The sequence below is a fragment of the Syntrophomonas erecta subsp. sporosyntropha genome (assembly GCF_055395365.1).
The window spans coordinates 1915581-1929553 of record NZ_AP042459.1 but is presented as its reverse complement, the minus strand read 5'-3'; the positions used below and the strand labels follow the sequence as shown (position 1 = coordinate 1929553).

General features: G+C 45.8%; 8 protein-coding genes. All 8 read right to left on the bottom strand.

What is annotated here, in order from left to right; all coding sequences use genetic code 11:
- Positions 1–60: 60 nt before the first annotated feature.
- Positions 61–951 (bottom strand): FN3 associated domain-containing protein, encoded by an 891-nt coding sequence (locus ACZ5Q0_RS09335; RefSeq protein WP_446818285.1) that lies wholly within the window; start codon positions 949–951, stop codon positions 61–63.
- Positions 952–1033: 82 nt separating this feature from the next.
- Positions 1034–1924 carry an FN3 associated domain-containing protein gene (locus ACZ5Q0_RS09330; protein WP_446818286.1) on the bottom strand — a complete coding sequence of 297 codons (891 nt, stop codon included), beginning with the start codon at positions 1922–1924 and terminating at the stop codon, positions 1034–1036.
- 194 nt (positions 1925–2118) lie between these two features.
- Positions 2119–3837: an S-layer homology domain-containing protein gene (locus ACZ5Q0_RS09325; RefSeq protein ID WP_464827119.1), complete on the bottom strand. Its 1719-nt coding sequence runs from the start codon at positions 3835–3837 to the stop codon at positions 2119–2121.
- Positions 3838–3928: 91 nt separating this feature from the next.
- A complete protein-coding gene (locus ACZ5Q0_RS09320; protein ID WP_464827118.1) occupies positions 3929–4246 on the bottom strand; it encodes a DUF2149 domain-containing protein in 318 nt (105 codons plus the stop codon).
- Positions 4224–4877, bottom strand: a complete 654-nt coding sequence (locus ACZ5Q0_RS09315) for a MotA/TolQ/ExbB proton channel family protein (RefSeq protein WP_446818290.1) — start codon at positions 4875–4877, stop codon at positions 4224–4226. The genes ACZ5Q0_RS09320 and ACZ5Q0_RS09315 overlap by 23 nt, the downstream gene beginning before the upstream one ends.
- Positions 4874–6502 (bottom strand): Ig-like domain-containing protein, encoded by a 1629-nt coding sequence (locus tag ACZ5Q0_RS09310; RefSeq protein ID WP_446818291.1) that lies wholly within the window; start codon positions 6500–6502, stop codon positions 4874–4876. Before ACZ5Q0_RS09310 ends, ACZ5Q0_RS09315 begins: the two co-directional genes overlap by 4 nt.
- Before the next feature lie 212 nt (positions 6503–6714).
- Positions 6715–10467: an S-layer homology domain-containing protein gene (locus tag ACZ5Q0_RS09305; protein WP_447182494.1), complete on the bottom strand. Its 3753-nt coding sequence runs from the start codon at positions 10465–10467 to the stop codon at positions 6715–6717.
- Between the two features lie 180 nt (positions 10468–10647).
- Positions 10648–13950, bottom strand: coding sequence for a molybdopterin-binding protein (locus tag ACZ5Q0_RS09300; RefSeq protein WP_446818294.1), 3303 nt, complete (start codon positions 13948–13950; stop codon positions 10648–10650).
- Between the last annotated feature and the right edge of the window lie 23 nt (positions 13951–13973).

The window sequence follows — 13973 nt, the reverse complement described above, 5'->3', positions numbered from 1 at the left end:
GGCTGTATCAGCACTTTCGCATAGCTACTCATGTCTAAAGCCGGTTAACCAGCACTAAATTTACTCCACATCATAGGCAAAAGTTGCTACCTGACTGTTATTCTTCCCAAAGCCCACCACCACTGCCTTGATAAGGACCGGTTTATCAACTGTAATAGGCTTTATAAGGTCCGGTTGGAAATAACTGGTGCTGGGATTATAAGGAAAACTTTTCTCGTCAGGAGTAGCCCCATCAATAGTGTAATATATCTTGACCCGATCCTGCTCAGGATGAGCCAAAACAATCCTGGTTCCCGGTTTAACTTTTCCCGGTACCGGCTTAGCCTGAACTGCTTCCCATTGGCCGGGTGCCCCAGTCAATACTTCGATCTTTACTACATCTTTTACGTACACAGGGGCAGTCGCATCATTTAATCCTGCCTGCCCTAAAAGCAGGCGCAGGTTCCCACTGGCTGCCTTATCCAGGTCATCAGTACCTTCCCAGTACTCCCAGGCCAGGATGGCGGGAACCTCCACTGCCCCTTCTTCACTGTCTTCTTTAAGGTTGGGAAAGCAATAACGCTTTTCCTCCAGCTGATCCCTAGTAAAGGTAGCATTATAACCATCCGCTGCCCAGACAATTACCGTTTGCGCCCCCTTTTTTATGCCGGCTTTTTCCAGCAGGTAGGATACCTTAATTCCCTTACCAACCCAAAACTTTTTAGTCGGCCAGTTGTTTACGGTAGAATAGCAGGCGCTAACCAGAGCATCCTCCAGGTTCTTTAATTCACTAATGGTAAAACTAGTTTCCTGCTCTACTCCGCTTCCGGTAATAGTCAGGATATCCGTCCGGCTGTCAATTTCCTGGCTGGTCCCAGCCTGTTTTTGGCTGTAACAGCCTGTCCCAAGGCTCAGGCCCAAGACTAGCAGGATAACTATAATTCTTTTAATTATGCGGTTCTGTCTATTCATGGCAAAATTCTCTCCCCGGTCTATCAGGTAAGCCTTTTTAATTCTAAACTGGTAGGGGTTGTTTTCCTTTCCCGAACATTAATTATTCAACCTGAAAATAAAATTCCGCAATATCACTATCATACTTACCAAAACCCTTAACCAAAACTTTAATAATAGTGTCCTGTTCAATTACTATAGGTTGGTTTAATTCCGGTTGATAAGTACTAGGGTTATAAAGGGTACTTTTTTCACTGGGGGTAGAACCATCCAGGGTATAATACATTTTCACCTGACCCAGTTCCTGATGCTGCAGTTTTACTGTATCATTTTTAATAATCATCCCTTCCGCAGGAAAAACAGTTGCCTCTTCCCATTTCCCCGGATCATCCCGAGTAACTATAATTTCCGTAACACCCTTTACAAAGACCTGCTGGGTCTGTTCATTAACATGGGCCTGCGGAATAATCAGGCATAAACTATCGGCTCTAACCTCGCTTAACTGGTCACTATTTTCCTTGTATTCATAGGCAATAATCGGCTCTACTAATTCTGCCCCGGCCGGATCACCCTCCAGCACCCCCGGAAAATAATATCTTTTAGTTTCTAATAACTCTTTTTTAGTAAATGTGCATTCATACCCGTCCTCACCTTTAAACGTAACTGATTGGGCCTCCCCGGTAATGCCCGCCGCTTTAAGTACCGCAGCCACCTTTACTCCCCGGGCGGAAAACTTCTTTTTAGTTGGCCAGTTATTGATCACCGAATACACGTATTCAAACTGGCTATCCGGCAGTTGAAGCATCTCTTTCAGGGTCATCCGGCTTTCTTTCCCAACCCCATCACCAGTAATGGCAATCACCTGTTCCAAACCTGAATCCTGTTCCGGTGAAACAGGTGCCCCGCCATTACAGCCCAATGGGAAAAAAATACCTAATATAAAGACCAGCCCCAGGAGAAAACATTTTAGGGGGAAAAAAGTTTTCCGTTTCATTCCACTTCCCCTTCCCGTTGCCGTCAACTAACTATTTAATAATACTGGATTCTTCTTACTGACTACTTTCTCACCTGGCCTAGAATCCAGCTAACTATAGAAACTACCAGAAATAACTGGATATTGATATTTCCAGTTTTTTATTTATCGAGTTAAAAGTAACATCAGACTGCTCTAAGCAGGTGGCTTTAAAACTAGTTATTCCGTGCATTAGCAATCAAAGTAATTGCCTCAGCCCGGGTTGCATTTCCCTGGGGGTTAACCGTATTGTCGGGATATCCTTTCATAATCCCCTTTTTAGTCACACCAGCCATAGCCTCCTTGGCCCACTGGGAAATACGACTGCTATCAGCAAATAAAAGTTCTTCTGCCAGTGAAGCCAATTGTACAGTCCTGGCAATCATCACCGCCATTTGCTCACGGGTAATCAGGTTATTTGGGCCAAAAGTATCGGCATCATAACCACTTACTACTCCGTGGGATGTTGCCCTGGCAATATAATCTTTAGCCCAGTGATCCTTCGTATCAGCAAAAACTTTACCTGCCCCGTTTTCAAGCTGAAAAGCCTTAACCAGCATAGTAGCAAATTCGCCCCTGGTGATGGTATTATCCGGTTTAAAGGTAGCATCCGGATATCCTCCTACCGTGCCATCAGCCACTAATTCCCGGATGTTCTTTTCGGCCCAGTGTCCCTGAATATCCGTCAGATTTACCACCTGGGGTATAGGTTTTTCCGGCTCCTGGGGCAGGTCAACAACTGGTTCTGTGGTATCATCCCCCTCCATACCCGGGACACCTGTATCTGTTGTGACATCAGCTTCCTCAGGTACTTTTTCATCTGGCTCAGTTCCTGGAACCGTATAAGTGAAAGCAACTACATCACTATCCCGCTTACCGGGCCCGATGGTTATAGCCTTAATAGTAGTACTTTCATTAATAGGACCTATGGGATGATTATAAATACCTACCTCATCCGCCCGGGACGACCACCACCGTTTAGCAATCCAATTATACATGGTGCTGTTTACTGTCGGGGTAGTGCCGTCGGTAGTGTAATAAACCTTATCATCATCCATATGGGCATTGCTCAGGGCTACCATAGTCCCTGCCGGCACTACTCCACTTTCCGGATTAGCCTGCGGTGTATCCCATTGAGGCGGTTCTGTGGTAAGTACCTCAATTTTGCTTAAATATTTAACAAATAAATTACCATTTTGCTCCGTAACCGCTCGCTGTCCCATCATTAAAAGCAATGAGTTTAAATCACTCATATATTTGGGATTATCACTTCCTTCAACACTTACCAGACCAATGATAGGCTCTACCAGCCTGGCATTGGCTGAAGAACCGGGAATATTCCCATCCCCATCACCAGCACTATTATCCTTAAAATGAGGGAAACAATAACGCTTATCTTTTAGTAATTCCTTAACAGTAAGTGTCACCGCATACCCATCACTGGAAATAAACTTAAGCAGCTGGGCATCTTCTTTTATGCCGGCCTGTTCCAACAAGTAAGTCAATTTAACACCTTTTCCTACATACCATTTTTTAGTAGGCCAGGTATTAATAGCACTGTAAACCCGCTGGTGCTGGTCCATAGCCTGAAGTTCGGCCAGGGTAAATGTGGTAGGGTTAGTCACCCCATCTCCACTTATCTCCAGTGAGTCAGTGGGTTCGGCCAGGGCTACCATAGGTGCTGCCAGGTTAAATGAACCAGCCAGCAAAAATAGCCCTAGAAAAACCGCTAAGATCCGGTAAAAACCTCTTTTTTTAACCGCCACTACTGATCCTCTCCTTTCCCCTGCTAATACAAAAGCCCACCCGGTTTTCCACTGTCTAACTAGTGCCTCTAATAGGACCACCCGCAGCACTAACCCTTTTCGGCTACGGCTGACCGCAGCATAGACCATCTAGCCTGATGATAAGTAAATCTGTACGTGGGACAAGTAAACCTGGTGCAGACATTTCCCCAATGAGTAACCCGCCCAAAACCGATCCCTTTTATTCATCTGTCAACATAAACAATTTTCCGGTAGCAGGATCTTTGTAGACCGTACCTATCCTTTCATAAAGCTGACCCTCTCCCTCAGTTTCTATCAGGTCATTTCTTATTTCCGTATCCTGTGATATTTCCTCTCCCGGGGTTACACTAATACCGCCATTTACGGAACTTAAATCAACATTCCAGCGAATAACCAGAGCCAGCATCAGCCCACAGGCAAATACCAGCATGGCATCCACAATATTAATGGCCCCTTCAAGAGGATTGACCTCTTCGGTCATTCTCAGCCTGTTTCTACTCCTCAAGCCGCCGTTCACGGGCGAACACCTCCAGTAAGCCTTCCATCAGAGCTTCAAGAGAACTTAAATAATCCTCATACCACCTTTTACGCAGCCGGGAAATCGCAAAGGCAATACCTGCCGCGGCCAGGCCGGTCACTGTAGCATCAAAGGCGGTAAGCAGGGAATCGGCTAAAGTTCTGGTATCACCCTGACCCAGTGCAATTAAACCCGGCCCCAGTGGAATCAGAGTTGCCATCAAGCCTAACATAGGCCCTAGACGTGCCACCAAATCAGTGCGGTTAGTTATCTTGGCATAATACAGTTCTTCACCAGCCAGCAACCGGCGGGCCAAAGCCTGGTGGGAAGCCGCCGGTAAATCCCGGTGCTTAATCAGCTCGCTCAAAGCTGCTTTTTGCCGCCGGAATAAATGACTTTTGTTAATTTCCTCCATAATCTCCCCGGCATTTTTCTCCTGAAAAACATCCAAGAGTACCGGTACATTTATTTTTACCTTGCGCCGCTCGGTCAGAGCCTCTACCAGCAGGCTGCCCAGTTCGATCACCATAAAAGCTACAAAAAGCAGCAAAACCGCAATGGTAGGTGCCAATAAACCAGATGAAATGCCATGCATCATTTCTTTGAGTGGTGTCAATATAGAGCCTGTCACCTTGCTACCTCCTTCGCATATTCCCGGTACCTTTTACCTGCACCTGAAAGAAACAGGAGCATAAATATAGGTAATGTATAAGTACGCAGATTACCCTGCTCCACCGGTGGCGGCAGGGCTATAGTATCTACCGACACCTCCCATATGCGCCCGTCCTTACTATCTGGCGGGGAAGAAATTTCGGAATGGCTGGCAGCCATAACCTCTTTAGGTGCCAAGTAGCGCTGATTTTCTTCCGGGACTTGGGATACTTCCTGCTCATCCCGGGAGTTATTGGCTTCATCAGTCTTGGCGGGCTCCTCAGCTACTGGTTCACCTGCATCGGGTGGTATCCCCTCTTTTGCCGCCAGGTACTGCTGCTTATCCTCCTGTATTTCTGGTTGAGCAGCCTCCTCCTCCTTCGCATCATTTTTTGAACGAGTTAGAGCAGCAGCAATTTGACCACCGTTATCCTCTTCTCCAGACTTCACAATACAGGTAGCCACCAGATCACCCACTACAGTTTTTGCGGTAATGGTGGCTGTCCCCGGGCCAACCACGGTAACCAAGCCATGATTATCAACCGTAGCTACCCGGGTATCACTGGAACTCCAAGTCACCCTTTTATCACTGACATTTTCCGGGCCAACTATGGCCTCTAATTCAAAGGTGCCACCCACTTTAAGGTTGATCATATCCTGATCGAGAGTAACCCCGGTAGGTGGTCCGCCAGGCGTCTTTGGTCCGGCACTGCTAGCACCTACCCGGTAAGAAAAGGTCACCACATCACTATCCTCCCGGCCAGGACCAATGGTTCTGGCCTTGATAATTGTGTCCTTAGTAATCTCCAGTGGTTTATTAATGTTTTTCAAACTATCCGGTCTTTGACCCCACCATCTTCTGGCACTCCAGTTGAATACCGGGCTGTTTACGGTGGGGGTACTACCATCAGTTGTGTAATGAATCTTATCAGAGTCATTACGCTTATTACTTAGTTCTATTAATGTTCCCGCTGGCACTTCCCCAGTACTGATATTCGCCCTGGGATTATCCCATTTGGGTGGGGCACTAGTTGATACCTCAACCTTTTGAATATACTTTAAAAATATATTATTCGTTTGCTCCGCTACTGCCCGCTGTCCGCACATCAGCAGCAAGGCATCCCTATCGTTCATATCATCAGGATTATTACTGCCCTCAGTACTTACCAGGGCCAGAATCGGCTCTACCTCTTTGGCATCCGCTGGAGAGCCGGGAATACTTCCATCGCTGGCATCATTATCTTTAAAATGCGGAAAATAGTACCGTTTATCCTTAAGTAATTCCTTGACCGTAAGTGTTACTGTATAGCCATCGTTCGAAGTAAATGTAATCAGCTGGGCTTCTTCTTTTATACCGGCCAGGTCCAACAGGTATCTTAATTTAACCCCGCTTCCCACATACCATTTTTTAGTAGGCCAGGTGTTAATAGTACTGTATACATGCTGGTACTGCTCCATAGCCTGGAGTTGATCCAGGGTAAAAGTAGTAGGGTTAGCTACCCCATCCCCGCTGATTTCAATAAGATCGGATGGTTCAGCCTGGACAGCTCTAGGTGCCGCCAGGTTTAGTGAACCGACAAAAAGCAAACCCAGAACGGTCAGCAAGAGACTGTAGAACCACTTTTTTTTAACTGTAATACCCCCCTCTCCTTTCCTAAACTGTAAACCTATTACCTAAAGAGTTTTTTTGTTCCTTGAGAGTCCTCCGGCTGTGGGGAAACTGCCGTGGAATTCACCAGCCCATTCGAGGATGATAATTCATTCAAATGCAAATCCTGGGGTTTTACACAGCCTCCGTTCCTTTGGTCCCCTACTTTTTAGATTTGGTTTCTAAGGGCATTCACAATAACTGTTACCGCCTCCGCTCTGGTAGCATTCCCCTGAGGATTGACAGTGTTATCAGGATATCCCTTCATGATTCCGTTACTGGTAGCAGCAGCCAGAGCTTCCCGGGCCCACCCGGAAATGCCGGCACTATCAGCAAACCGGTTTTCTTCCTCTATCGGGGCCAGTTTAGCTGCCTTAAAGATCATAACTCCCATCTGCTCACGGGTAATTAGGTTATCCGGGCCAAATTTATCACCATCATAACCACTAGCTACCTCATTAGCTGCTGCACAGGCAATATAATCTTCAGCCCAGTGCCCGGCGGTGTCAGCAAAGACATGACTGCCCTTGTTTTCGAGTTTAAACGCTTTAACTAATACAGTGGCAAATTCCGCCCGGGTAATGGTGTTATCTGGCTGGAAACTACCATCCGGGTAACCACTGATAGCACCCTGGACTACCAGTTTTTTAATATTGTCCATAGCCCAGTGACCATCTATATCTGTTAATGCCACCTCCCGGGGTTCCGGTATAACCGTCATCACCGCAAATATAGTAAAATGATCCACCTGTACACTTATGGCAGAACCAGATACAGTTCCACCCAGATCTACCCATTGCTCCGTAGCTTCATCGTAATAATAGATAGCCGGGATCTCCTTCCCCTCCAGTACATCCGGATCAAATTTCAGTTTTATAGTAACTTTTTTAGCAAAACTATAGCTGCCGCCATCTAAACTAAAGGCATATACATAAGATCCTTTGAGCAGCTTGCAGCCAGCCGGCAGATCGGGGAAAGTGCCTAACCGCTCTATTTTTACCTCTACCTTACCCGGTTTGGTAACTGCACCAGCCGGTATATCAATACTGGCTTCATCTTCCAGGCTCACTGTCCCGCCTTTAGCCGGGCTGATAATCCCGGTGACAACCATTTTTTCTATACCTATTACCGCAAACTTGGCAAAATGATCTACCTGCACACTTATGTTGCCATCTGAAATAGTGCCGCCGATTTTTACCCACTGCTCCGTAGCTTCATCATAATAATAGATAGCCGGTGGTTCTTTAGGATCAATAACATCAGGATCAAAGGATAATTTTATAGTGACACTTTTAGCAAAACTATAATTGCTGTTATCCCCTACACTAAACTCGTACACCCCACTAGCCAGTTTAAAACCGGCCGGCAGGTCGGGATAGACAGCTAAACCTTTTATATTAACCTCCACCGCCTGGCTCTCTTGCAGAGCATAAGCCGGTATTTCCACACTAGCTTCGCTTCCCAGGCTTATGGTTGAATCCTTATCAGGTGTGATGGTCTCTGTCTTACTACCCCCTCCTTCTTTTACCCGGTAGGAGAAGGTAACCACGTCGCTGTCCATTCTGCCCGGACCAATAGTTATGGCTTTAATAGTAGTGTCTTCTTTTATTTCTATAGGATGGTTAATGGTATCTAAGACATCTCCTCGTGATGACCACCAGCGGCTGGCAATCCAGTTGTACATGGGACTCTTAATAGTAGGAGTACTACCATCGGTAGTGTAATGAATCTTATCATCATCCATATTAGCATTGCTTAGTTTCACCATGGTTCCTACCGGTACATCTCCACTATCTAGGTTAGCTTTAGGAGCATCCCATTGGGACACATCACCAGTAAGTACTTCAATTTGGCTTAAGTTTTTAACAAATAACTGACCATTTTGTTCAGTAACTGCCCGTTGCCCTAACATAAATAACAAGGCATTCAAATCATTCATGTAGTGGGGATTATCAGTACCTTCAGCACTTACCAGGCCCACAATCGTCTCTGCCACCTGTTCACCAGCTGAAGAACCAGGAATATGCCCATCACCATCATTCTTGCTATTCTTGAAATTAGGGAAATAATAACGTTTATCCTTTAAGAGCTCTTTAGCTGTAAGTGTTATTGTATAGCCATCGACTGATGTTAATTTAAACAGTTGGGCCTCTTTTTTTATTCCCGCCTGGTTAAGCAGGGATTTTAATTTAACCCCTTCCCCTACATACCACTTCTTCGTAGGCCAGGTGTTAATAGCACTGTATACCTGCCGGTGTTGATCCATAGCCTTAAGCTGCTCCAGGGTAAATTGCATTTCCCGTTCCACCCCGCTGCCGAAGATAGTCAAAATCACACCTTGACCTGGGCCGGTGTCACCCCCGCTCCCTACCTTAACCGTAAATCTACTAGTAATAGCATCCGGCAGTCCTGCCCCATTTAAGGTAATAACATAGGTACCCGTCTTGGCACTGGAACTAAGCACGAAACTAGTCTCAAATTTACTATTAACTACCACCAGATTGGTAGGGCCATAGACGGTTTGCCCATCGGGATCGCTTACCTTAATATTCAGGCTGGCTAAATCACCCTGCACCGTTCCCTGGATGGTAACCTTTTCACCCTTCTTAAACTCCTGCCCACCAGCTGGGTTAGTAATGGTTACCGGAACTAACATCGACGGACCTACTACCTGGGTTACTTCAGCATCCTCAAACCCAGTAGCTTCAACTACTATCGTGTATTCCTTCGCTACCTTAAAACAACTCGCCTCAATGATTATTTTCCCTTCATTTACAGTATACTGAGAGGCAGACAGCATCATCCCATCTATACTTATGCTTCTGATGGCTGCCCGCCAGGAGACCTCATCTGCGAAGATAATTTCGATAGGCTGCCCCAGCACATTATTATCCTCATCAGGCATTAAAACAGGAGCCGGTTCCAGGTGTACCTGGTAATTAAAAACGGCTATATCACTGTCTTTTTTACCTGGACCAATGGCAATTGCTTTTATGGTAGTATCCCGGGTAATCTCAATTGGTTTTATTATTTCGGCCAGTTCATCTGAACGCGAACCCCACCACCTTTTTTTAACCCAGTTATAAATGGGACTCTTAATAGTAGGGGTACTATTATCGGTAGTATAGTGGATGTTATCTCCGTCCATGTCGGAGGTGCTTAACTCCACCATAGTCCCGGCTACAACCAGTCCACTTTCTTGGTTTGCTATCGGCTTTTCCCACTTATCCGGAGCCCGGGTTAAAACTTTAATTTTAGCGACGTTTTTTACAAATAGTTCATTAGTCTGTTCCGTAACCCATCTTTGCCCCATAACCAGCATCGGTGCAGTAAGATCATTCATATCTTCAGGGTTCTTACTATTTTCCACACTATTCAGGGCCAGTATCGTGTCAACCCGCACCGGCCTATCAGGTGATCCAGGTATATAACCAAAATATTCATGGTTATCTTTCAATCCCGGGTAATAATAACGAGGAGCATCTAACTGTTCTCGTGTAAACGTCTTAGTAAAACTATCGCTGGATATAAATGTAATTAACTTAGCATCGTCCTTGATTTTGGCCTTTTGCAAAAGATCGTCCAGTCTTACGCCCTCTGCCATATACCACTTCTTGGTAGGCCAGGTGTTAATCGTACTGTAAGGGCGGGCATATACCTGCTCCATTACCTTAAGGTCAGCCTCGGTAAAAGTGATAGGGTTTTCCACCCCATCGCCGGTTATAGTTACTGATATTTCTGCACTAGCTACTGCAGGTGCTACCAAACTAAATGAACCGACTAGGAGCAGAAGTCCCAAAGCCATTATCAGGAGGCTGCAAAAGTTTTTCTTTTTAAATGCTTGAAAAAGTAAGGAAAGAAAATTACTGGCATTTAAACACTGGTTTTTAATTCTATGCTTATGCTTTTCTATTGATTTCATCTCTTACACTCCCTTTACAATCCCCATAACACTTGTCTATTTCTTTTATTCAGCAGTTACCTTAACCCCAAGGCCGATTAAGGAATTGGATTTCATATCTTCAAAAAAGTGAGGGATGGGCCAAGACTCCTTTTGCAACATTTAAGGAGTCTGGCCTAACTCGCCGTTACTTCCGGTAAATTATTGGAATACTACTGGATTCTGATTGGCATCATTAGTCAATTGGTCAACAATATAAGCCTTGACTACATCACCAGGATTAACATTAAATCCGGCCTTAGCTTTATTTACTACATCAAAGTCAGCTACTGACGCACTAATTCCTAGCTGAACATCGTTTCTGAGATGGGTAAATACGGCTGTTTCTGTACCTTCATTTGCTTTTACCGGTTCAATGGCAACTTCAAAATACTTAAAGCCGCTTTGACCTGCATTTACGGTCATGGTTTTAATACCATCCTCATTTGCCCCTATGGTGTAAATAGCATCCGGTGTTGGTGTTACTTGGTATTGTGCCTTATCTGGTTGTATGGGCGTCGAGCTAACTAATTTGATGCTCACAATCTGTGAAATAGAACCTTTACCGCTTACTTTCGGTCCAACCAGCCGAAGGGGCCAGTTACTGTCAGTTTCGGGTATAAGCGCCCCATTTAGCGAATTAGCAATAATATAGTCGTTGTTACGAGTAATATCTGTGCTATCGATAGTTATTGAATGGCCATCAGCAGCAGTAATTACTACCTGGTATCCAGCCGTAGCCAACTCTTGGTTAAAGGCAAAACTGGAGTGTTGATCGGCATCATCGACAAATCCAAGCAGGAGCCACAGGGGCATACCTTCCCAGACCCGATCCTTAGAATCGGTGTAGCTGGCCTTATGGTTAGCCCCAAACTGGCAGGCTAGAGCCGACTCGAAATAGGTTTTGCTTACATCATAATGTAAACCACCTAAATCCTGACCGTCCAGCTCCAATGTCCAGTCACCCTGAGGCACGGAGTATACCCTTATTTCCGTAATATACTTGGCTGATAAACCAGCACAGGAAGGATACTGGACACCATCACCGTAATAGTAGTGCCAGTAGTTTTCTGGAAGGGTCTCATGCATATCCCATTGGCCGTAGACGTTGTCACCGTCAGGAGTAAAGAATAAACGCATACCATCTCTATAATCAGGTACATATTGCCCATCGGCCCACCAGGCTAGAATGGCATCCCCCTGTCGTGCTTGCACCGATGGGTCAGTATATATGGAGGAGTAGGGAAGCCTGGTCTCGAAACCATCTTTAGCTACCAGTACTACATCAGTACCTGTCCCCATGCCGCCCACTAGCTCACAAAGGTCTTTGATGCGGGTACCTTTTACAGCATTGGCTATCTTATAACCGCCGGGATAGGTCTCATCAGCATCCCATACATCGTCCGGGTTGTTGGTGATTCCCTCAAAGTAATATACAGTTTTTCCGTCTCCAATCACATCAAGCCCGCTCTCCCTCTCCATCCATAGATAATCAACGGTTCTTTCCTGGAGGATAGTGGTGTGATCCTCACCGTACTTAACAATGCGGACTTCTGGAATAGGCAGGGCCGTCTCAAAAGATGTTAGTTCAATCTCTACGATATTTCCAACACTGGTACCGCTGAGAGAACCATCAGGTCTGGTAACACCTTTGCCAACTAGACGTAATGGCCATGAATCGGTAAGGAGTTCACCATTATATTTATTCGCAATTATATAATCTTTGCTCCAGGCTATATCCTTGCTGGAAAAATCCTTGGTATAGCCATCATCGGCCTTTACCAGTATGGTGTAACCAGCGGTGGCTTGATTAGCATTGTATTTGTGAGGCTGCCGGTCATCTACCCAGCCGGTTAGATACCAAAGGGGTATACCTGACCAGACATTATTAGCGCTGTCAGTCCATTGAGCCGAGTGACATTTAAGAGCTTCCTCAAACTCAGTCCGGGAAATAACATCGCTGATTTTGCCGGTCAGAGTAAGATTCCAACTACCATCAACCGCCTCGGGTGTTTGCAGTTCGGGTATTTCTATCTTTACGATATTCCCAACACTGGAACCACCCAGGGAGCCATCATCTTTAGTAACACCGGCACCAACCAGGCGCAGTGGTCCTGATTCAGTAAGTGGTACACCATTGCACTTATTGGCAATGATATAGTCATCACTTTTGGCTACATCAGCACCATTAAAAGTTCTAGAGAAATCATCTCCAGCAACTACCTTCACTGAATAACCAGCAGCCAGGGTATCCTTAAAAGTCCAGTGGCTGCTGCTCTCGATATCGTCTACCGCACCTAAAAGCACCCATAGGGGTACGCCGGACCAGACATTACCATCCTTATCCATCCATTCCTTGTAATGACCTGACCCTGTACAGGCCAGTCCTTCTTCAAACTCCTCCTGGGTGATGGTGTCCCCTACTTCTCCACTCATTTCCAGGGTCCATCCTGCCAGTGGTTCAGGAAGATTTGTCAATTCGATCTTAACAATGTTACCTACCTGTCGACCGGAAAAAACAGCCGAACCCTTAAGATGCAAGGGCCAGGAACCTTTTCCCGAATCAAGCTTTTGCGGTAGCGGTTCGCCGTTAAGGGTATTGGCCACGATAAGCCCGTCATTATGGGCAATTTCCGTACTATCAAAAGTTGCTTTCCACCCGTCACCTGCTATAACGTTAACTTGATACTTCTGAGCAGCCAGGTCATCATTAAAGTTGAAATGCTTATCGCCAATATCGGGGTTATCGTCAACCATAGCCACGAGCAGCCATAGGGGCATACCTCCCCAGACATTACCTTCATTATCAGTCCAGGACACCCTATGACTTGAGGAACAGGCTAAACCCTTGTCGAAGTCAGCCTTGGTTACCTTTTCATTTTTTGCTCCCGAAAGCTGAAGAGTCCAATCGGTTGGCTCTATCGGTGCAACACCTGTAGCAGCAACGGTTTTTACGGCTGCGGTAGCTGCTGCCTTAACCGCCCCGAGATCGTTCTTGTCAACTCCGTCTACATAGTAGAACTCGACCTTATCGCCGTCGGCTAGTTCAATCAAGTTTAAGGCATCGGCAGCATTGTTGTAACCATCTTTGTAGACATCGTTAACGTAGGCTAACCACTGACTGCCTCTCTTAACATAAGAGTAGTTTCCTACATTGTCTAAAAGAAGAGCCCCTGATGTACTATAATTCTTGTCTGTGACATCAAAGGTAAAGCTACCGGCATCTGCAGCGGCCTTAAGTGCCCCCAGTGGTGTATTCGCATACACAGTATAAGCTACTTCCGAATTGTAGGCGGTCACATCAAAGGTCTCACCCGGTGTCAGAACAACTGTCCCCTCGTAGAGAACATCCATTGTCGATGCCTGGGCCATACCGGGCATCATTAGGCCGCTGGATCCCAATACTAAAGTAAACATTAAGCATACAGCAACTAATTTGCCCCATCCTTTTATCCTATTAAACATGAACAAACCCACCTCGTTTCTTG